Origin of the sequence: Belnapia arida, from assembly GCF_016773205.1 — a bacterium.
Classification (GTDB): Bacteria; Pseudomonadota; Alphaproteobacteria; order Acetobacterales; family Acetobacteraceae; genus Belnapia; species Belnapia arida.
This window is the reverse complement of sequence record NZ_JAETWB010000003.1, coordinates 293,769-313,784: the sequence shown is the minus strand read 5'-3', so window position 1 is coordinate 313,784 and position 20,016 is coordinate 293,769. Positions and strand designations below refer to the sequence as shown.

At 71.5% G+C, this 20,016-nt stretch carries 19 protein-coding genes and 1 pseudogene; 7 read left to right on the top strand and 13 right to left on the bottom strand.

Annotated elements, in window-relative coordinates:
* Positions 1-5: 5 nt before the first annotated feature.
* Positions 6-245, top strand: coding sequence for a DUF2188 domain-containing protein (locus JMJ56_RS11250; protein ID WP_202831695.1), 240 nt, complete (start codon positions 6-8; stop codon positions 243-245).
* Here JMJ56_RS11250 and JMJ56_RS11245 read toward each other — a convergent pair.
* The 6 genes and pseudogenes from JMJ56_RS11245 to JMJ56_RS11225 all read right to left on the bottom strand — a co-directional run.
* The gene (locus tag JMJ56_RS11245; protein WP_202831694.1) at positions 242-1,165 is read right to left on the bottom strand and encodes a glycosyltransferase family 9 protein; all 924 of its coding nucleotides are present in this window, start codon (positions 1,163-1,165) and stop codon (positions 242-244) included. The two genes, JMJ56_RS11250 and JMJ56_RS11245, sit on opposite strands and share 4 nt — an antisense overlap.
* Positions 1,162-2,277 (bottom strand): glycosyltransferase family 4 protein, encoded by a 1,116-nt coding sequence (locus JMJ56_RS11240; RefSeq protein ID WP_202831693.1) that lies wholly within the window; start codon positions 2,275-2,277, stop codon positions 1,162-1,164. Before JMJ56_RS11240 ends, JMJ56_RS11245 begins: the two co-directional genes overlap by 4 nt.
* A complete protein-coding gene (locus tag JMJ56_RS11235) occupies positions 2,274-3,323 on the bottom strand; it encodes an Ldh family oxidoreductase (RefSeq protein WP_202831692.1) in 1,050 nt (349 codons plus the stop codon). The genes JMJ56_RS11240 and JMJ56_RS11235 overlap by 4 nt, the downstream gene beginning before the upstream one ends.
* 235 nt (positions 3,324-3,558) lie before the next feature.
* The gene (locus tag JMJ56_RS11230) at positions 3,559-4,932 is read right to left on the bottom strand and encodes a methyl-accepting chemotaxis protein (RefSeq protein ID WP_202831691.1); all 1,374 of its coding nucleotides are present in this window, start codon (positions 4,930-4,932) and stop codon (positions 3,559-3,561) included.
* Positions 4,929-5,312: an AMP-binding enzyme gene (locus JMJ56_RS35495; RefSeq protein WP_407927902.1), complete on the bottom strand. Its 384-nt coding sequence runs from the start codon at positions 5,310-5,312 to the stop codon at positions 4,929-4,931. The genes JMJ56_RS11230 and JMJ56_RS35495 overlap by 4 nt, the downstream gene beginning before the upstream one ends.
* Positions 5,299-6,138: pseudogene (locus tag JMJ56_RS11225) on the bottom strand (AMP-binding protein); the annotation flags it as partial. The pseudogene JMJ56_RS11225 and the gene JMJ56_RS35495, both read right to left, overlap by 14 nt.
* 137 nt (positions 6,139-6,275) lie before the next feature.
* Here JMJ56_RS11225 and pyp point away from each other — a divergent pair.
* The gene (pyp, locus tag JMJ56_RS11220) at positions 6,276-6,650 is read left to right on the top strand and encodes a photoactive yellow protein (RefSeq protein WP_043366569.1); all 375 of its coding nucleotides are present in this window, start codon (positions 6,276-6,278) and stop codon (positions 6,648-6,650) included.
* A gap of 23 nt (positions 6,651-6,673) precedes the next feature.
* On the opposite strand, the gene JMJ56_RS11215 is transcribed toward pyp, so the two are convergent.
* The 3 genes from JMJ56_RS11215 to JMJ56_RS11205 form a co-directional block, all read right to left on the bottom strand.
* A complete protein-coding gene (locus JMJ56_RS11215; RefSeq protein ID WP_202831689.1) occupies positions 6,674-8,149 on the bottom strand; it encodes an amidase in 1,476 nt (491 codons plus the stop codon).
* Positions 8,150-8,235: 86 nt separating this feature from the next.
* The gene (locus tag JMJ56_RS11210) at positions 8,236-8,730 is read right to left on the bottom strand and encodes a GNAT family N-acetyltransferase (protein ID WP_202831688.1); all 495 of its coding nucleotides are present in this window, start codon (positions 8,728-8,730) and stop codon (positions 8,236-8,238) included.
* Positions 8,731-8,812: 82 nt separating this feature from the next.
* On the bottom strand, positions 8,813-10,090 hold the full coding sequence (locus JMJ56_RS11205; RefSeq protein WP_202831687.1) for a hypothetical protein: 1,278 nt from the start codon (positions 10,088-10,090) through the stop codon (positions 8,813-8,815).
* 249 nt (positions 10,091-10,339) lie between these two features.
* On the opposite strand from JMJ56_RS11205, the gene JMJ56_RS11200 reads away from it, so the two are divergent.
* Together JMJ56_RS11200 and JMJ56_RS11195 are read left to right on the top strand one after the other, a co-directional pair.
* Entirely contained in the window at positions 10,340-11,509 is a 1,170-nt protein-coding gene (locus tag JMJ56_RS11200; RefSeq protein WP_202831686.1) for a fumarylacetoacetate hydrolase family protein, read from the top strand.
* Entirely contained in the window at positions 11,506-12,252 is a 747-nt protein-coding gene (locus JMJ56_RS11195) for an alpha/beta hydrolase (RefSeq protein WP_202831685.1), read from the top strand. The genes JMJ56_RS11200 and JMJ56_RS11195 overlap by 4 nt, the downstream gene beginning before the upstream one ends.
* A gap of 108 nt (positions 12,253-12,360) precedes the next feature.
* Here the strand turns inward: JMJ56_RS11195 and JMJ56_RS11190 are convergent, their stop codons facing one another.
* The 3 genes from JMJ56_RS11190 to JMJ56_RS11180 all read right to left on the bottom strand — a co-directional run bounded on the left by JMJ56_RS11190 (position 12,361) and on the right by JMJ56_RS11180 (position 15,359).
* Positions 12,361-13,341, bottom strand: coding sequence for a Bug family tripartite tricarboxylate transporter substrate binding protein (locus tag JMJ56_RS11190; protein WP_202831684.1), 981 nt, complete (start codon positions 13,339-13,341; stop codon positions 12,361-12,363).
* 44 nt (positions 13,342-13,385) lie between these two features.
* On the bottom strand, positions 13,386-14,183 hold the full coding sequence (locus tag JMJ56_RS11185; RefSeq protein WP_202831683.1) for a molybdate ABC transporter substrate-binding protein: 798 nt from the start codon (positions 14,181-14,183) through the stop codon (positions 13,386-13,388).
* Positions 14,184-14,510: 327 nt separating this feature from the next.
* Complete coding sequence (locus JMJ56_RS11180; RefSeq protein ID WP_202831682.1) at positions 14,511-15,359, bottom strand: Rossmann-fold NAD(P)-binding domain-containing protein; 849 nt, start codon at positions 15,357-15,359, stop codon at positions 14,511-14,513.
* Positions 15,360-15,405: 46 nt separating this feature from the next.
* On the opposite strand from JMJ56_RS11180, the gene JMJ56_RS11175 reads away from it, so the two are divergent.
* The gene (locus JMJ56_RS11175) at positions 15,406-16,233 is read left to right on the top strand and encodes a tetratricopeptide repeat protein (protein ID WP_328702351.1); all 828 of its coding nucleotides are present in this window, start codon (positions 15,406-15,408) and stop codon (positions 16,231-16,233) included.
* 156 nt (positions 16,234-16,389) lie between these two features.
* The gene (locus JMJ56_RS11170) at positions 16,390-17,997 is read left to right on the top strand and encodes a glycosyltransferase family 39 protein (RefSeq protein WP_202831681.1); all 1,608 of its coding nucleotides are present in this window, start codon (positions 16,390-16,392) and stop codon (positions 17,995-17,997) included.
* 67 nt (positions 17,998-18,064) lie between these two features.
* On the opposite strand, the gene JMJ56_RS11165 is transcribed toward JMJ56_RS11170, so the two are convergent.
* Positions 18,065-19,150 carry a Zn-dependent alcohol dehydrogenase gene (locus tag JMJ56_RS11165; RefSeq protein ID WP_202831680.1) on the bottom strand — a complete coding sequence of 362 codons (1,086 nt, stop codon included), beginning with the start codon at positions 19,148-19,150 and terminating at the stop codon, positions 18,065-18,067.
* 75 nt (positions 19,151-19,225) lie between these two features.
* Between JMJ56_RS11165 and JMJ56_RS11160 the strand changes: the two genes are divergently transcribed.
* Positions 19,226-20,014 (top strand): enoyl-CoA hydratase, encoded by a 789-nt coding sequence (locus JMJ56_RS11160; protein ID WP_202831679.1) that lies wholly within the window; start codon positions 19,226-19,228, stop codon positions 20,012-20,014.
* Positions 20,015-20,016: the final 2 nt, after the last annotated feature.

Genomic DNA, 20,016 nt, shown 5'->3' with positions numbered 1-20,016 from the left:
GGCGGATGGCGAAGATCCACTACAAGATCGTGCAGCACGATGGCGGCTGGGCCTACAAGCTGGGTGACGTCTTCTCGGAGTCCTTCCCCACGCATGACGCCGCGATGCGGGCGGCGAAGCGCGTGGCGCAGGAGCAGCACGTGCCGGGCAACGACGCCTATATCGAGTACCAGGACGAGAAGGGCGAGTGGCGGACCGAGTATTCGGCGGGCGGTGACCGGCCGGATGCGGATGTGACCGACTAGGCAGCCACAAGGGCTGCCAGCGCCGCGCGGACCTCGGCCACTTCCAGCGCCGCGAGGCGCGGGTGGCGGAGGACGGCGGCCGCGCGGCCGCGCGGGGCGCAGAGGGCCGGGTCGCTCTCCGGGCCGAACAGCGCGAGGGTCGCGCAGCCTGCGGCAGCGGCAAGGTGTGTCGGGCCGGTGTCGTTGCCGACGGCGAAGGCGGCGCGGCGGGCGATGGCGCCGAGGCCGGCGAGGGTGGTGCGGCCGGTCAGGTCGATCACCGCTCCGGGCCGGGCGGCGGCGATGGCGGCGGCGAGCGGCGCCTCGGCCGGGCCGCCGATGACGGCGACGGGCAGGTCGAGGCCGGCGGCGAGCGCGGCGAAGCGTTCCACCGGCCAGCGCTTGCCGGGGCGGCCGGGCGAGGCGCCGGGGATCAGCAGGGCGAATCGTGCCGGCAGGCCGAGGCCGGCGATGTCGTCATCCAGCCAATCCAGGGCCGGCGCCGGGAAACCGGCGATGCCGGCCATCTCCAGCTGCTCGCGCTGGCGCTCGGCGGTGTGCATCAGGTCCCGCGCGGGGTTGGCATGGGGGTGGCTGGCGCCGGGGGCGATGCCGGACCATTCGGCGCCGTACCCGACCATCCACCGGTAGCGGCAGGAGCGGGAGGAGGTCTGCAGATCATAGACCCGCTCGAAACGGGCGGCGCGCAGGCGGCGGGCGAGGCGCCAGACGGCGGGCAGGTCGGTCCAGGCCGGGCGGCCATCGTCCCAGATGCGGTCGAACCAGGGGCTGCGGCGCAGCAGGCCGGCATAGGGCGGCGTGGTCAGCAGCGTGACGTCGGCGCCCGGGTGATGGGCACGGATGGCGGCGAAGGGCCCGAAGGCCTGCACCACGTCGCCGAGCGCGGCGAGCTTGATGACGAGAATGCGGCCGGCAGTCATGCCAGCTCCCGGTAGACGGCGAGCGTCGCCTGCTGCATCGCGGCCGTGGTGTAGTGGGCGAGCACATGGGCGCGGGCGGCCTCGCCGATGGCGGCACGGCGGTCGGGCGGCAGGCCGAGCGCATGGCCGATGGCGCGTGCCAGCGCCTCTGGGTCGCCTGGGGGGACGCGCCAGCCGGTCTCGTTCTGCATCACCGTCTCGCGCGGGCCGCCGAGATCGGCGGCGATCACCGGGCGGGCCATGGCCTGGGCCTCGATCACCGTGCGGCCGAAGGCCTCGGGCTCGGTCGAGCAATGCAGGACGAGATCGGCGAGCATGAGGGCGGCCGGCACGTCCTCGACATGGCCGGCGAAGCGCAGCCGGTCGCCGAGGCCGAGGCGGGCGGCCTCCGCCTCCAGCTCACGGCGGTAGCGGCCGCCATCGCCGACCAGCACGGCGACGGTCGCGCCGGGCAGGCGCGCCATGGCCCGGAGCAGCACCCCCTGCCCTTTCCAGCGGGTGATGCGGCTGGGGAGCATCAGCACCGGGCGGCCCTCCGGCAGGCGCCATTCGGCGCGGAGGGCGGCGAGGCGCCCGGGCGGGACCAGCGCCGGATCGAAGCTGCGGGGATCGACGCCGCGGGGGATGATGCGGATGCGCGCCGGGTCGGTGCCGTGGCGCTCGCGGATATGGGCGGCAATGAAATGGCTGATGGCGATGACGCGCTCGCCCCTCGCCATGACCGAGTTGTAGAGCCGCTTGCCCGGGACGCCCTCGTTGTAGGTGCCGTGATAGGTGGTGACGAAGTGGGCGCCCGCCCGCCGCGCCGCCAGCATCGCCGACCAGGCGGGCGCGCGGGAGCGGGCGTGGATGATGCCGACGCCTTCCGCCGCCGCAAGCCGGGCCAGGGCGCCGGCATTGCGGAGGATGCCCCAGGGCGCCTTGGTGCGCAGCGGCAGGGTGACGTGGGTGGCGCCCAGCCGCTCCAGCGGGCCGACCAGCGGGCCGCCAGCCGAGGCGACCAGGGCGCGGCCGCCGGCGGCGATGATGGCCTCGGCGATCTCGAGCGTGCCGCGCTCCACCCCGCCGGCGACGAGGCTCGGCAGCACTTGGAGGATGGGCGGCAGGCTCACGCGGCGATAGGGCTCGGCATGGCGAGGCCGGCGGCGGCGGCGCGGGCGGCGAGCGCGGGCGGGATGGAGGGATGAAGGGTGACGCCGCGCGCCAGGGCTTCGGCGCGGCGTTGCCAAGCGCGCTCGCCGGGGAGACGGGGCGGCCGGCCGCCCTCGGCGGGCGGGTTGGTGCGGACGGCGTCGGCGATCCAGCCGCTTTCGCGAAGGAAGCCCTCGGCGCCGCCGAAGCGGGCGGGGTCGATCACCAGGACGAAGATATTGGCGCCCCAGCCGCCGGGCGCCTCGGCGCGGCCATGGCCCGCGAGGCCCGAGGTCAGCGCCTCGACCAGCAGGCCGAGGCCGAAGCCCTTGTGGCCGGCGGCCATGCCGCCGAGCGGCAGCAGGGTACCGTCTTGGAAGAAGGCTTCCGGGTCGGAGGTCGGCTCGCCTTCGGCGGTTAGCAGGGCGTCGAAGGGGAAGCGGGTGCCTTCGGCGCGGCGGCGAGCGGTCATGCCGTTCGTCGTGATGGACATCGAGATGTCGATCATCACCGGGCCGTCCGGGCCGGGCCAGCCGGCGGCGAGTGGGTTAGGCGTGATGATGCGGCGCGTGCCGCCCCAGGGGGCGACGGATGCCGTCGCCGGGTCGGAGGACCAGATCTGGGCGACGAGGCCACGCTGCACGAGGCGCGGGAGGTAGGCGGCGAGGCAGCCGATATGATGGCAGCGGCGGATGGCCACCGCAGCCAGGCCGAACTCCGTGGCACGGGCGGCGACGAGGTCGCCGGCCCGGCGGACCAGCCAGGGGCCGGGGAGCTTGCCGCCGTCCCAGGTCTCGGCGACTGGGGTGCCGGAAAGGACCGTGGGTTCCCCCCTGCCCTGCATGTCGCCGCTGGCGAGGCCGTCGAGATAGGGCGGCAGCAAGGCGAGGCCATGGGTGTCGTGGCCCATCAGGTCACCCTCGACTAGGATTTCGGCCACCACCTCGGCCTTGTCGGCATCCATGCCGCCGGCCGCGAAGAGGGCGGCGGCGAGGGTGGTGAGGTCGGCATGGGCGTAGCGGGTCATCGGAGGCCTCGGCGCGATGGAGGGGTGTTCCTCGGGCCGGCGCGGGGATTCGTCAAGGCGGGGGGCAAGGCGGTTCAAAACCTCAATCAGAGATGCCGCAACGTCTTGTTTTGATTGCGCACCGAGACGAAGGTTGAATGTTTGAAGGATTTAGGCGGGGGGCCCTGGCTCGAGACCACGGCCCAAGCGCTGACAAGTTTCCTATACCAAACGAGCGGACGCCATGTCCAAGAGTTCAGGCCGCCTCGCTCTGCAGAGCGGAGAGGAACGCCTTCAGTCGGCTCTGGAGTTCACGCTCCGTCGCGGTATCAGGGAAGACGAAGGCGAGTTGCAGCCCGTCGCTCATTCCAACGACGCGGCAGGCGAAGTCGGGCAGGCCATCGATCGTCAGACGCACCAGATCGCCGGATGCGACTGCGGCCCGGCTGTAGACCTTGGCGCCGCCAAGGGACAGGTTGGCGACTTGGCCGGCGACCGCTTCTTTGCTGCCCGACGGCAGGACGGTGCAGCGACACCGCACCGGGATGCGCGGGTAGTGCCGCCGGTCGCCCTCCTCCAGGGTGGCGCGGACCAGGCCGACGAGGCGCCCCTGCAGCCCGTCGATCGCGGCTGCCACCTGGCCGGAGGTGCCATGCATCATCCCAATGGACATCCGGTTGTCGTCGAGCTTCGCCGCCGCGCCGACCACCTTGGCGGTCGCGGCCTGTGCCGCCCGCGAGGCATCCTCCGCCGCGCGGGCGACGCTGGCCGCGGTTTCCGCCTGAAGGGACATCGCCTGCTCGACGGTTGCGGAGATGCCGGCAAGATCGCGCACGCCGGCGAGGATTGTGTCGACGGCCTGGGTGGTCCGGGTGACGCGATCCAGCACCGCGGCGATCCGCTCGGCGATGGCGGCATTGGCCTTGGCAGCCTCCGCGGCAAGCTGCTTCACCTCGCCGGCGACGACGGCGAAGCCCTTGCCGGCCTCGCCTGCGCGCGCCGCCTCGATGGTCGCGTTCAACGCCAGGAGGTTGGTCTGGCCGGCAATTCCCGCAATCAGCCGGGTGACGGCGTTGATCTCGCCGGCGGCGACCAAGAGCTCGGCGACCAGGCGCTGCGCCTCCTCGCCCCGCTCGGCCATGGCGCGGGAGGTGGCGGCAGCGCGCGACACCTCTCCGGTCAGATCCTGCACGACCTTGAGGATCGCGTCGGTGGCCTCGGCGGCGATGGCGGCCTCGGCCGCGCCGCGCTCGCTGTCGCCGCGGGCGGCCTGCATCTGATGCTCGAGCTCCATGCCCGAGGTCTCGAGCTGGTCAAGCTCCGCCTGCAGGTCGCGCGCGGCGGCGTTGACCTCGGCGACCGCCTCACCCGCCTCCGCCTCAATGCGCGTGGCCATCGCCTCGACCGCCGAAGTTCGGTCCGCGACGGGTGGGGGCGGCGCCGGAGCGGGCGCTGCCTCCGGTACGGGCTGGGGCGGCGGCACAGGCTGACGGCAAAGCCGCAGCAGGCCGAACAGCCCGAGCGCCAGCAGGGGCAAGCCGAGCCAGGGAATGCTGCTGCCGAGAGCAAGGCCGCCAGGCGCGAGGCCGAGGGTCGCCAGGGTGAGGAAGAGGTGCGGGTGAAGCTTCATGCAGCAGCCTCCCAATCGGTGAGTTTACCAAGCTCGGATACGGGCAAGGCGGGGCCGCAATCGATGCGTACCGGCCGCTCGGGGGCGGGGAAGGCGCTGCGGCACCAGGCCTCCAGCTCGGCGGCAAGGCGCTGCGGCTCCGCCCCGGGGGCGGGGATGGCGAAGGCTTTCAACCTCGGTTCGGCCAGGCATGAATCGAGCCGCACCACGCAGTCGGCGACCAGCGGATGCTCGCGCAGGCGGGCGGCGATTCGGTCCGGGTATACATTCACCCCGCCGACCTGCACGGCGTGGTCCTTGCGGCCATGCAGGTGGAGCCCCCCCCTGCTTGTCGAAGACGGCGTTATCGGGCAGCGGGACGGGTCGGCCGGTCTCGGCATCGACGATGCTGCCCGCCTCGCCAGGGCGCCACCAGGGCAGCAGGCGGAAGCTCTCCTCCGGCGCGATGCGGGTGGCGATGCCACCGGTTTCGGAACTGCCATAGACTTCCGTCACACGGCCGAAACCGACGCAGCGGAGCGCCTGGTGGATCCCGGCGGGCAGCGGCGCGGTGGAGGAGACGGCCTCGACATCGGCGGGCAGGCTGGCAGGGCCGATCGAGCGCAGCAGGCCCGAGAACCCTGTCGGGAAGCCGACCAGGAGATCGCCAGGCGCAACCTCCCGCAGCAACCGACCAGGGGCGAGGGCGCGCGCATCCTGCACCGGCAGGCCGAGCAGGTCGGGCAGCAGGGCGGTGAAGAGGAAGCCATAGATATGGTGCGCCGGGACCAGGGTGAGGATGCGACGGCGGTCGGTGAAGCGCCCTGCCCAGTGGGCGCCCTCGGCCAGGAGGCGGGCTGCGGAATGGGTGCAGGGGCGGCGCTCGCCCGTGCTGCCGGAGGTCGTGACGGTAAGGCCCGAGACGCCCTCGGCGAGGGCGGCACGCACTACCTCGGCCCAGCCGGAAAGCGTATGGCGGGCCAGGAGGTAGTCCTCGATCCCTGTCTCATGCAGGTGGAAGAAGGCGTTGACGGCGGCGGCGCAGGTCAGGCGCTCGAGGCTGTCGAGCCCGAGGCCGGATTCGTCGAGCGTCAGGTCGGCGGGCCAGAGCGCGGCCTCCTCCGCCCGGATGCGGCGGCCGGCGGCGGTGAGCTCGGCGGCAAGCAGCGAGCGCAGGACGCGCAGCACGGCGCTTTCGGAGAGGTCGAGATGCTGTTGCGGCGTCATCATCGGCAGAGGATGCGCTCGCGTGCTGAATTTTGGGTAAATGCCGCGCGGGCGGTGCCGGGACGGGTGTTTACCGGATTTTCAGAAGGAGCATGGCAGAGAGGAGCCGCATCATCCACAGCAAGGGAATGGTCGGCATGGAGCTCATCAAGTTCGGGGCGGACAACCTCGAGAACCTGGTCGCGCAGGACCCGTCGCGGCTGAACCGCCTGCCCTTCGGCGCGGTCCTCGTCGATGCGAGCGGCAAGATCATGAAGTACAACAACGCCGAGGGCGAGATCACCGGGCGCAAGCCGGAAGAGGTCGTCGGCAAGAACTTCTTCACGGATGTCGCGCCCTGCACGCGTGGGCACCTCTTCCAAGGCAAGTTCCAGGAAGGCGTCACCAAGGGCCAGGTGAACACGATGTTCGAATACGTCTTCGACCACAACATGGCGCCCGCCAAGGTGCGGGTGCACATGAAGTCGGCTTCGGTGAAGGATGGCGTCTGGATCTTCGTGAAGCGGGTCTGAGCCTGGGTGGGTGGCGGCTCCCTTCAGGGGGCCGTCACGTGCAGGGGCGGGCGGCGACCGCTGTTCCATTGGCCGCCGATGGCCCGCTCAACCTGCGCCGCCAGTTGCAGCAACAGGCCGTCATCGGCCTGCTTCGCCTGGGCCTGGATGCCGAGCGGCAGGCCGTTCTCCTGCTGGCCGAGCGGCATCGACAGGCCGGGGATGCCGCAGAGATTGGCGAGCGGCGTATAGGCGAAGTTGCGCCAGAGATTGCCGAACCAGTCGTGGACATCCGGGTTGCCGCTGATCGTCAGGTATTCGGTGGTGCCGAGGCGGGGAGTGGGAAGCGCGGTGATCGGCGTCAGGATCACATCCCACTCTTCGAAGAAGGCGCCGAAGGCGCGGGAGGTGGCATTGAACGCCGCCTGCATCCGCGCCCGCTCGGTGTAGCTGGTGTGGAGGCCGGCCTCCCAGATGCGGATGTTCATCGGCTCGACCAAATCCTCCGGCGGGCGGTCGAAGCCGCGGGCGGCGATGAGGTTGGCCACAGTCTGGGCGAAGTTGGAGATGTAGCAGGTGGTCTGTGCGGCGAAGGCGGCACGGAAGTCGACCGCGGGCAGCGCCCAGTCGACATGGTGGCCGAGGCTTTCCAGCAGGCGGCCGGCGCGCTCCAGCTCGGCTGCGAAATGCGGCGTGGCGCGGTAGTCGCCCCATTCGTGAGAGAGAGCGATGCGCAAGGGCTTCGGGTCGCGCTGGATCAGCGTGGAGTAGGGCTCGGGTGCGGTCCAGTAGGGCATGAACTCGCCGGGGGCGCCGCCGCGGCAGTGGTCGAGGAAGGCCGCCGTGTCGCGCACGGTGCGGCTCTGGCAGCCCTGCGTCGAGACCAGGCTGCTGATATCGGAGGCATAGGGGGCGGTGGAGAAGACGCCGCGCGAGGGTTTCAGCCCGAGGTTGCCGCAGGCGCCGGCGGGGATGCGGATGGAGCCGCCGCCATCGGTCGCGTGGCTCAGCGGCAGGACGCCGGCGGCGAGCATGGCGCCGCAGCCGGCGGATGACCCGTTGGTGGTGTGCTCGAGGTTCCAGGGGTTGCGGGTGACATAGACCGCCGGGTTCTCGGCGGAGGAGCAGCAGCCGAATTCGGGCGTCGTCGTACGGCCGATGATGTTGAGGCCGGCCTGGCGGATGCGGGTGGTGAGGTAGGCATCCGCCGTCGGGCGGTTTCCGCGCATGAGGCGGGAGCCCATCTCCTGCAGCCGGCCGGCGATGGTAGGGCCGAGATCCTTCATCAGCCAGGGCACGCCGGCGAAGGGGCCGGCGAGGTCGGTGCCGCCGGTCGCCGGGTCGGCGACGGCATCCTCGAAGAGCTCGACGACGCCAGCGAGGGTGGGGTTGAGGCGGGCGATGCCTGCGGCGGCCTGGGCGGCAAGGTCCCCGGGTGTCAGCTCGCCCTGGCGGACGAGGGCGGCGAGGCCCGTGGCGTCCTGTTGCGTCCACTCGTCCCAGCTCATGCTCAGCGTCATCGTCCGTGCCCCAACTCATGCCCCAGCGGGGATAGGGTAAGGCAAAGCCCGGGCCAGGGCGACTGGCGCAGCCGGCTGGGCGGATGTCAGGCTGCGGCCCCCAGGCTGTAGCGCTTGCTGACCCGGCCGACGGGAGTGCCGTCGCGCAGTGGCACCGCAGGGCTGATGGCGTGATCCTCGAAGCCCAGCCGTGCGTAGAAGGCCAGGCCGCCGGCATTGTCGGCGCGGATGGTCGCGTTGATGGCTGACAATCCCCGCTCCGCGGCGGCTTGGCGCGTTGCCGCGAAGAGCCGCGAGCCCGTTCCCTTCTGCACCCGCCCGACGCGGCTGAAGGTGGCGATGTCGCCGATGCCGGCCGGCAGGCCATCGGAGCGGAGGAGGGATTGGAAGCCCGCCAGGCTGCCATCCTCCTCCTGGGCGACGAAGCAGCAGATCACGCCGGAGCCGGCCAGCAGGGCGTCGGCCAGGGCCTCGGGGGTGAAGGGTTCCTCCAGGGCGGTCGTCCCGCCGCGCGCGATGATCGCGTTGAGCAGCTCGGCGAGGGCAAGGGCATCCCCCTTCCGCACTGGCCTGATCTCCATGTCGTGCCCTCCGCTGAACCCTGGCGCCGGCAGCACAAGGCTCGGTGCCGGGCGCGGCGTCAACTCCGCATGGGGCAGCCTGTCAGCGGAGCGCGAGGCCGGTGGCCGGGGTCGTGCGAGCGGCGCGGAGGCGCTCGAGCCGCCTGTCGATGCCGGCCAGTTCGCGGTCGAGGGCAGCGTAGAACCGGTCGCCGAAATCGGCCATCTCCGGCGGCAGCGGGCGGCGTTCCTCGCGCAGCCGGTGCAGGCGGGCGGCATACCAGTGAAGGTTGGGCTCCAGCGCGTGCTGGCGGGGCGTCGCCAGGATCTCGGCGAGCCAGTGGCGGTAGGGGCCAAGGGTCGGCTCGTCGTAGAAGACGAGGCCGAGTTCGGTCTCGTAGACCGCGTTCGCCGGCCAGGCGGGGGCGCTGAGGGCGATGGCGCCGGGGCGGACGGGCAGCGTGCCGAAATCGAGCACGGCGCGGCGGGCGGCGGGGTCCGCGAAGGCGGCTTCCGGGTCGAGCAGCGTGGCATCGTTGCCGCGTCGCATGAGGTTGACGAACTCGTTCTTCGGCACCGGGAAGTCGAGGATGGCGAGCGGCAGCGGCCTGTGCGTCGGCCAGCGGCGCCAGAATCCGGCGGCGGCGAGGGCGTTGTGCGCCAGGTGGATGCAGTTGTCCTGGAAGAGCGACCAGTGGAATTCCCGCTCGCCGCGGCGGTAGGGCGCGTTCTCGGCATTGAGGAAGGCGATCATCGAGAGCATCTGCGCCCGCGTCATCGGCGCCCGCGCGCAGTAGCGGCCGCGGCCGAGGCCGACGGCATAGTCGGTGGCGATGGAAACCTCGTACTTCGCCGCCTCGGGCGGCAGGCCAGGCGGCGCCTTAGTCATGGCCGCGTCATGGAAGGCAACGCCATCATAGAGGCCGAGGCTGCGGGCCTCGGCCAGGACCTCGGCATAGCGGGCGCGGGTCAGCGTCTCGCCGGGGCGGAGATTGCCCTCGAAGAAGAAGTCGCGGCCGGGGATGGCGACCCATTTGGCATTGCGGAAATGCGCGTTCATCGAGAGGCCAACGCCACCCTCGGGCCCGGCGCCGGGCGTGTCGCAGGGGATGAGGGTGCCGTCGGGGCCGCGGCAGGCGCCGTTGAGGTAGAGCACCGCATGGCCGCCGATATCGCCCCGGATCTCGGCGCCGAAGCCGGGGCGCTTCCTGATCTGAGACAGGGCGCAGAACTCGGCGTACCAGGGGAAAGCGGCGGCGTAGCCGGCTTCCGGATCGGCGATGCCGGGGCGGCTGAAATCGACCGTGCCGCAAGCGGCGAGGCTCAGCGAGGACAGGATGGCGGCCAGGAGGGCGAACAGGCGGCGCAGATATCCGGACATCGGTCCTTCGACTGTCGGTTGAGCATGGCCGAAACGCTGCCGTGTCGTTCGGGTTGCGGGCCGGATGGTGACAGGCGCGTCAGGCGGAGGGCGGGTACCGGGGCGGTGCGTGTCATGCCTTCCCCTACCCTCCTCCATGCGTCGCGGCGGCAAAGCCTCGCGGGGCGCGGGGTTCCGACCCGTTGCGCGGGTGGGGCTTCGCGCCGGCGCCGGGGCGGCTAGACTGGCCGGCAATCAGGGAGAGGATGAATGATGCGCCTGGACAACACGGCCCTGCCGCAGGACTGGCCGAACGGGGCCTATGCGGCGCGGATCATGACGGCGGAGGGGCCGAGCGCCATCGGCCTGCTCAACGGCGCGGCCTTCGACATGACGCCGGCCTTCGGCACAGTGAGCGCCTGGCTGAACGAGGCGGACCCGGTGGCGGCGATCCGCAACCGCGGCGTGCCGGTGCCGCTCGACCTGCCGGCGGTGCTCGCCAACAGCCACCATGCGGCGCGGGACGCGGCGAAGCCGTGGCTGCTGGCGCCCATCGACCTGCAGGCGGTGAAGGCCTGCGGCGTGACCTATGTGCGGAGCATGCTGGAGCGGGTGATCGAGGAGCGCTGCCGCGGCGATGCGAGCCAGGCGGAGGCGGTGCGGGCCGAGGTGCGGGGGATCATCGGCGACGAGCTCTCCGCCGTCAGGCCGGGCAGCGCGGAGGCGATGCGGCTGAAGGCGGCGCTGGTCGAGCGCGGCTGGTGGAGCCAGTACCTCGAGGTCGGGATCGGGCCGGATGCGGAAATCTTCAGCAAGTGCCAGCCGATGGCCTCGGTCGGCGTGGGCGCGAAGATCGGCGTTCATCCGACGAGCGAGTGGAGCAACCCGGAGCCCGAGGTGGTGCTGGCGGTCAATGCTCGCGGCGCCATCCTCGGCGCGATGCTCGGCAACGACGTGAACCTACGCGATGTCGAGGGGCGCTCCGCGCTGCTGCTCGGCCGCGCCAAGGACAACAACGCGGCCTGCGCGCTCGGGCCGGTGCTGCGGCTGTTCGACGGCGGCTTCACGCTGGAGGATGTCAGGCGTGCCGAGATCGCGCTGACCATCGAGGGGCGGGACGGATTCCGGCTGGAGGAGACCGGGGCGGTGGGCTCGATCAGCCGCGACCCGACGGAGGTGGTGGATCAGCTCATCGGGCCGCATCACCAGTATCCCGACGGCGCGGTGCTGTTCCTCGGCACGCCCTTCTCGCCGGGCAAGGACCGCGGCGCGGCGGGCCAGGGCTTCACCCATCATCCGGGCGACGTGGTGCGGATCGCCTCGGCGCGGCTCGGGGCGCTGGTCAACGAGGTGGACCGGACGGATGCATGCCCGCCCTGGACCTTCGGGGCGGGGGCGCTGATGGGGAACCTGGCGCGGCGCGGGCTGCCGCGGGCATGAGGGAGGAGAGCGGGCGACTCGACCGCGGGGACGGGGTGGAGCTGGCCTGGCGGCGCGTCGCGGGACGGGGGCCGGGGGTGGTGTTCCTCGGCGGGTTCCGCAGCGACATGACGGGGACGAAGGCGGAGGAGCTGGCTGCCTTCTGCGCGGAGACGGGGCGGGCCTTCCTGCGCTTCGACTATTCGGGGCATGGGGCGAGCGGGGGCGACTTCGAAGCCGGGTGCATCGGGCGCTGGGCGGCGGATGCGGAGGCGGCGATCGGGGCGCTGGCCGAGGGGCCGCAGGTGCTGGTCGGGTCCTCGATGGGCGGGTGGATCTCGCTGCTGCTGGCGCGGCGAAGGCCGGAGCTGGTGGCGGGCTTCGTCGGCGTGGCGGCGGCGCCGGACTTCACCCTGCGGATCGAGGCGGCGCTGACGGGGGAGGCGCGGGCCGCGTTGGATGCGACGGGGGTGTGGCATCGGCCGAGTGCCTATGGCGACCCCTACCCCATCACGCAGGGGCTGCTGCAGGATGGGAGGCGGCAGCTGGTGCTCGATGCACCCTTCCCGCTCGATGTGCCGGTGCGGCTGCTGCAGGGGCAACGGGACCCGGATGTGCCGTGGGAGACGGCGCTCAGGATCGCGGAAACGGTGACCGGCGACGACGTGCATGTGGTGCTGGTGAAGGATGGCGACCACCGGCTGTCGCGGGAGCAGGATCTGGGGTTGTTGCGGCGGGTAGTGGCGGAGGTGGCCGGGGGGTGAATGGGGCGGGCCTTGGCAGGCCCGGCCCGATCCCTCCGTCGGGGCAAACGCCGATCAGATCGCATCATCCGCGCGGGACGGACGGCGGTATCCGCCGCGCCCGTGCGTTCAGCCCAGGCTGATTCCGGTGTCGCGGACGAGTTGCTGGATCAAGGCCCGCTCGCGGACCAGCCGCTCGCCAAGGCGGGCGGGCTCGGCGGCGGTTGCCTCGGCGCCGATCTCGGTGAAGCGGGCCTTCACCTCGGCGTCGGATGTCGCGGCGTTGATCGCTGCTTCCAGGCGTTGGCGCGCCTCCTCTGGCGTGCCACTGCGACAGAAGATCGCATTCCAGCTCGTGATGTCGAAATCGGGAATGCCGGATTCGGCGATCGTCGGAATGCCGGGGATGCCGCCGCGCCGCGCGCTCGTGACGGCGATGGGGACCGCGCGCCCGCCCTGGACGACGGGATTGAGGGAGTTCGCAGTCAGGATGCCGGCAGGCAGCGTTCCAGCGGCGAGGTCACGCGCGACTTCCGCCCCGCCGCGATAGGGGATGTGCTCAAGCTTCACCCCCGCGCGGTGCGCAAGCAGCACGCCGGCGAGATGACCCGGGCTGCCGACGCCCGGCGTGCCGTAGGAGATGCCGTCGCGGTCGGCGCGAGCCTTGTCGAGGACATCCTTGAGGGTCCGCATGCCGCCGTTCGCCGGCGCGGCAAGGATGTAGGGCACCTCCGCGATCATGCCGACGGGCGCGAAGTCACGCTCGTAATTGAAGGGCGTGGTGCGGTGGACGAATTGCGCGACGACAAAGGAGGCCGCGTCGAACAGCAGGGTGTGCCCATCCGCGGGGGCGGAGGCGACCGCGCCGGCCGCGAGCGTGCCGCCGGCGCCGCCGCGATTGTCGACGACGATGTTCTGGCCCAGGACCGCCGCCATCCTTCCGGTGATCAGCCGCGCGAGCGTGTCGGAATTGCCGCCTGGCGCGAAGGCAACGATGAGGCGGATGGGGCGGTTGGGAAAGCTGCGCTGGGCCTGGACCGCGGGCGCGGGCAACAGGGCGGCGCCTGCCAGGGCAACGAGGTTGCGGCGGGATGGGATGAGGTGCTGCATGATGGAGCCCTTGAATGTGGCGCTGGCCGTTGGCGGGATGGCGTTCAATTCCGGGCCAGCGGTTCCAGTCCCGTCCGGCGCAGCGCGGAGGCCGCCTCGGGCGAGGCGAGAAAGCGGATCAGGGCCTGCGCGGCCTCCGGCTGCCGGGTGTTCGCGGTGACGACGGCGCAGAAGATCGTGGGCTTCTGCACGTCTTCCGGGATTGTCCCGAGATAGGCGATGCCGGGAACGGTGACGATCTCGCTGACCTGCTGGAAGCCCAGTTCCGCTTCGCCGCGCGCGACGACGGCGGCGACGCGTTCCGAGAGGATGCGGCGCGCCTTCGGCATGACCTGGTCATGGATGCCGAGGCGGCGGAACATCTCGTTCTCGATGTAGACGCCGCTCGCGGAGGCGGAATAGGCGATGGAGGCGGCGTTCAGGAGCGTCTGGCGGAAGGCATCGGGGGTGGAGATGTCGGGCTTCGGCGTGCCCTCCCGTACGCAGGCGCCGATGAGGGAGCGTGCGATGTCCACGCGGCTGCCAGGGCGGACGAAGCCGCGGGCTTCGAGCGGGGCAAGGCCGCCCTCGGCGAGGAGGAGCACGTCGGCGGGCTCGCCGCGGGCGAGGCGTTGGGGGATCGCGTCCGGGGCGGCGCCCATGGAGGACGCGCCGATGGATGTGAGGCCGTGCCCGGTCGCGCGCTGGAACTCCGGCACCAGCATCAGATAGGCGGCGTTGAGTCCGCCGGAGGAGAAGACGACGAGGTCCGCCGCGGCGGCGGGGCGGGTGAAGAGGGGCAGCGCCACGGCACCGAGCAGCAGCGTGCGGCGCATGGTGCCGTCCGGTGGTCCGCAGGGCATGGCATCCTCCCTCATGATGGACGGCGCGTTCTTGCCGCCGTCCGGAAACCTCAGCGCAGGCGGCCATCGGCCGGCATGGAGGCTCCTAATTGTTGCGAGTTCACCCGATTGCCTGCCTTCCGAGGCACAAGCTACGAGTGCTCGTCATCGGCTTTGCATGTCAGTAAAGAACGCCGTCTTGCCGGACAAGATGCGGCCATTGCCTGATCGGATCCAGGGCCTCGTCAAGGCTGGATTGGGCGTGGCGCTGCCGATCCCGGTCGCGCGTCGCATGGCCTCCCGTCCATCGGCGTTGGATGCACGGGCGGTGGCATGACGGCCGATCTCTCAATCCTCGCCGCGTAGAATAGCGGCCAGCCCCTCGCGATAGGTCGGGTAGCGCCAGGCGATGCCGAGCACCGCCTTGGTCTGCGCATTCGCCACGCGGCGGTTCTCGGTCCAGAAGCTGCGGCCCATGGGGGACATGCTGCGGGCGGCGTCCTCGTAGGGCACCGCGGGCGGCGGGGGGATGCCGAGGAGGCGGGCGGCCTCCTCCGTCACGAGGGCGCTCTCGGCGGGTTCGTCATCGACCAGGTGGAGGATGCGCACGCCCGGGGCCGGGGACTGGCGGAGCGCGGCGGCGACGGCGAGGGCGATGTCGTCGCGGTGGATGCGGCTGAAGGCATGGCCGGGCTTCAGCGTGCGGCGGGCGGTGCCGGCGCGGACCTCCTCGATGGCGCTGCGGCCGGGGCCGTAGATGCCGCCGACGCGGAAGATGTCGAGGGCGCGGCGCCCTGCGGCGGCGCGCCAGGCGTCTTCGGCTTCGAGCCGGCGGCGGCTGCGGTCCTGGCCGGGCGCGGGGGGCGTCGCCTCGTCGACCCAGCCGCCGGCGCGGTCGCCGTAGACGCCGGTCGTCGAGAGGTAGCCGATCCAGCGCAGGGCGGGGGCGGCGGCCAGGGCGGCCGCATGGGCGGCGAGGACGGGGTCTCCCGCCTCCCCCGGTGCGGCGGTGACGAGGAGGTGGGTGGCGGAGGCCAGGGCCTCGCCGGCGGCGGCGAAGGGGATGATCCCGGGGCTGGACGGGGTGCGGCTGGTGCCGGTGACGCGGAAGCCGAGCCGAGCCGCCTCCCGCGCCACGGCCGCGCCGCTGTAGCCGAGGCCGGCGATCAGGAGATGAGGTGGGGTCGGTTCGGTCATCCGGCCTATCTGGCGTGGCCCGGGGCGGGCGGCTAGACTGCTCGGCGTGAAGCCTGCCTCCCCTGTTCTCCTGGCCCTGTTGGCCGCCGGCCTGGTGGCGGGCGCGGGCGGCACCGGTTGGCTCGCTCTGCGGGCGCCGGCGGAAGCGGCGACCGAACCCCTCCCCTTGCCGCCGGATGTGCCGCGCCTCGCCGAGGGGCCGGAATACGAGCGATGCCTCGGGCTGGTGCGGACCGACCTGGTCGAGGCGCGGAATTTCGCCGAAAGCTGGGAAGTCGGCGGCGGTGGCGAGGGGGCGCGGCATTGCGGCGCCCTTGCCCTGCTGGCCGCGGGCGAGGCGGAGCGGGCGGCGGAACGGTTGGAGGGGCTCGGCCGGGCGAGCCGGGCGAGTGCGGCGACGCGGGCCTCGATCTTCGCACAGGCGGGGCAGGCCTGGATGATGGCGGGCGAGACCGGGCGGGCCTATGGCGCCGCCACCATGGGGCTGACGCTGATGCCCGATGATGCCGACCTGATGCTCGACCGGGCGGTCGCGCTCGGGACACTCAGGCGCTACGCCGATGCGATGGACGACCTCAACCGGGTGGTGGCGCTAGACCCGCAGCGAGCGGAGGCCTGGGTGTTCCGGGCGGTGGCGAACCGGCATCTCGACCGGGTGGACCAGGCAGCGGAGGATATCGGACAGGCGCTGGCCCTCGTCCCCGACAATGCGGAGGCTTTGCTGGAGCGGGGCATCATCCGCCAGATCAAGGGCGACACCGCCGGGGCGAAGGCGGATTGGCAGCGGGCGGTCGCCCTCGCCCCAGACAGCCCCACCGCCGACCTCGCACAGCAGAACCTGGCGTTGAACGAGGCAGGGCCGCAGCGGCGCTGAAGGCCGTCCGGCCCGTTCGTTCACAGGGGTTGGAGCGGCACCGCCAGCGGGGCCGCCGCGCATTCCAATTATTCCGATTCGTGTCAGAAGGGCCACGACAGTCGCGGCCAAGCATTCCTGTCAGTATTTCACCAGCCGCGCGAACAGGACAGGGTGATGTTCGACTTTCCGGCGACGACGGCGCGCTCACGCTATTTGGATGGCTTCCTGGCTTTTGTTGTCCTGTTCGGGGCGGCATTGCGGGTGCTTCCCTTCGCCGAGGCGCGTCCCCTTTGGCATGACGAAGCGATGATTGCGCTGAACCTGTTCCGGCGCTCCTACCAGGACCTGCTGCTGCCGCTCGACTACGACCAGTCGGCGCCGGTGCTGTGGCTGTTCGGGACCAAATTCGTCATCGGCCTGTTCGGGCCGGGGGAGATGGCGCTGCGGCTGATCCCGTTGCTGGCCGGCATCGGCTCGCTCGTGCTGTTCGCGCTGACGGTGCGGCGGAGCCTCGACGGCGTCGGGGCGGCGCTGGCGGTGACGCTGTTCGCCATCGCCATGCCGCTGGTCTACTACGCAGCCGAGGCGAAGCAGTACGCGACGGATGTGCTGGTCGTCAGCCTGTTCCTCTGGCTGCTGGCGGGGCGCGGGCAGGGCATCCTGCGGTCCTGGGGCGGGGTGGCGCTGCTGGCGGTGGCGGGGGCGGTCTCGGTGCTGCTGAGCCTCTCGGCCGTCTTCGTGCTGTTCGGTGCGGGGCTTGCCCTGGCGGCGCGGCCGCTGCGGGAGCGGGATGGCGGGGCGGTGCTGCGCCTGGCCTGCATCGCCGCCGTCTGGCTGCTCTGCTTCGGCGCCGTCTCCTACCTGGCGACGAGCGATTCCGGCACGCTGGTCGCGGCGATGCGGCGGTACTGGAGCGAGTGGTTCATCCCACCGGCGCTGTTCATCCCCTCGCGCTTCATCGCCGCCGTGCGGATCATGCTGCAGGTGCCCGAGGGGATGGGCTTCCCGGCCTCGAGCGTGATGCTGCTGCTGCTCTTCGCCGCGCTCGGCGTCTACGACATCTGGCAGCGCTCGCGGGTGCTGGTGCTGTTCCTAGCGCTGACCCTGCTTGGGACGGTAGCGGCCTCGATGGCGCAGTTCTATCCGATGACGGCGCGGTTCGTGCTGTTCCTGGCGCCGGGGTTGATCTACGTGCTCGCGGCCGGGGTGTCCTTCACCTTGCGCATGGTGCCGCGGCTGCGCTGGCCGGTGGCGGGCGTCGTCGCGCTGCTGCTGGGGCTGATGGGGTTCGAGACGGCGGCGCATCTGCGGGTCACGCCGGCCTTCGCGCGGGAGGAGATCGACCGGAGCATCGCCGATGTGGTGCGCAGGAAGCAGCCGGACGACCTCGTCTATGTCTATTACGCGGCGGTGCCGGCGTTCCAGGTTTACGGCAAGGCGCTGACGGCGGCGCCCGGCGGCGTGGTCTATGGCCGGGACATGCGGTCGGACTGGAGCTACATGCTGGCCGACATGCTCAGGATTTGCGGCCGGCGGGTCTGGTTCCTCTATTCGCACCCGATCGACCGCAACGGGGTGGATGACGTTCGGTTCTTCGAGTTCGTCGCCGGCAAGCTGGGGCGCGTGGTGGAGCGGAACATCTCCCGCGAAGCGGGCGCCATCCTGATCGACCTCACGGAGGCGGGGCGCTGCGATGCGATGCGCATCGAGGAGCCCCAACGGCCCTGGGTGCCGAGCCATCCGGGGTTCCGGCCCCTGCCGCCGCTTCCGGGCGAATCATGATCCACGATCACGGGATCGCGGATCATGGCTTACGCCTCCGGCCGTTCCGGCCTTCGACGATCGTGGTTTAGCCGAAGGCTATGAGTTGGCGGACCGCCTCGCCGGATTTGAGGCGGGCGAAGCCGGTGTTGATTTCGTCCAGCTTGAGCGTGCCGGTGATCAGGTGGTCAAGGTGCAGCCGGCCCTGCTGCCAGAGCTTCAGCAGGCGCGGCATGTCGACGCGGAAGTGGTTGGAGCCCATCGAGGAGCCCTGGATCTTCCGCTCGCGCAGGAAGTCGAAGCCGTGCAGCTCGATCTTCACGCCGAAGGGCACCATGCCGATGATGGTCGCGGTGCCGCCGGGGCGTAGCATGGCGAAGCTCTGCTCGGCGGTCGCCTTCATGCCTAGCGCCTCGAAGCTGTAGTGGACACCGCCGCCGGTGAGGTCCCTCACCTGCTGCACCGGGTCGTCGTTCCCGACCAGGATGGTGTCGGTGGCGCCCATGATGCGGGCGAGGTCGAGCTTCGATTGCAGCCGGTCGATGGCGACGATGCGCGAGGCGCCGGCAAGCGCGGCGCCGTTCACCGCCGAGAGGCCGACGCCGCCGCAGCCGATGACGGCGACGGTGGAGCCGGCCTCGATGCGGGCGGTGTTGAAGACGGCGCCGACGCCGGTGATGACGCCGCAGCCGACCAGCGTCGCGCGGTCGAGCGGGATGTCGGGGTCGATCTTCACGAGCGCATTCTCGTGGACGACCATCTGCTCGGCGAAGGCGCTGAGGTTGAGGAATTGGTTCATCACCTCGCCGCCCTTCCAGGAGAGGCGGCGGGATTGGCCGGGGACCATCTTCACCTCGGTGTTCTCGCAAAGCACCGTGTGGCCAGTGGTGCATTGCGAGCAGGCGCCGCAGAAGACCGAGAGGCAGCCGATGACGTGGTCGCCGGGCTTCAGGTAGGTGACGTCGGAGCCGACGGCCTCGACGACGCCCGCGACCTCATGGCCGGGGACGGTCGGCAAGGGGTGGGGATAGAGGCCCTCGATGAAATGCAGGTCGGAATGGCAGAGGCCGGCATAGGCGGTGCGGACCAGCACCTCGCGTGCCTTGGGCTTCTGCAGGGTGACTTCCTCGATGGTGAGCGGCTGGTTCACCTCGTGCAGGACGGCGGCCTTCATGACGGGTTCTCCCCTCTTGGACGGGGGGGACGATAGCATCTAGGCTCGCTCACACCAGAGCGGGAGGAACGCCGGATGGAGCTGTTGCAGGAGCGCGCCGAGGGCGTGCTGTGGCTCACCATGAACCGGCCGGAGGTGCTGAACGCCCTCGGCGGCAACATGATGTGGGACCTGCTCACCGCGCTGACCGAGGCGGCGAGCGACCCCGAGATCGGCTGCGTGGTGCTGACCGGGGCGGGGCGCGGCTTCTCGGCGGGCGGCGACATGAAGGCGCGGGCGACGGGGGCGAAGCCGCCGCCGGCCACCCCCGAGGCGGGTGCCGACGAGCTGCGCAGCCGGATGGAGTGCTCCCGCCTGCTGCATGAGATGCCGAAGCCCACCATCGCCATGGTCAATGGCGTGGCGGCCGGCGCGGGGATGTCGCTGGCGCTCGCCTGCGACATGCGCGTCGCCGGAACGAGCGCGCGGATGACGACCGCCTTCGCCAATATGGGCTTCTCCGGGGATTTCGGCGGGCACTACTTCCTGGCGAAGCTGGTCGGGCCGGCCAAGGCGCGGGAGCTCTACTTCACCAGCGCCAAGCTCGATTCCGCGCAGATGGAGAAGCTTGGGCTGGTCAACCGGCTGGTGCCGGACGAGGAGCTGCGGGCGGAGACGGAGAAGCTGGCGCGGCAGCTCGGCCAGGGGCCGCGCGTCGCCTGGCGCTACATGAAGCGCAACATGAAGGTGGCCGAGGAAGGGACGCTCGTCGAGGCTCTGGATGCCGAGGCGATCGGCATGATGCGGACGCGGGAGACGGAGGATCACCAGGAGGCGCTGCGCGCTTTCATGGAGAAGCGGCCGCCGCGCTTCCAGGGGAAATAGGC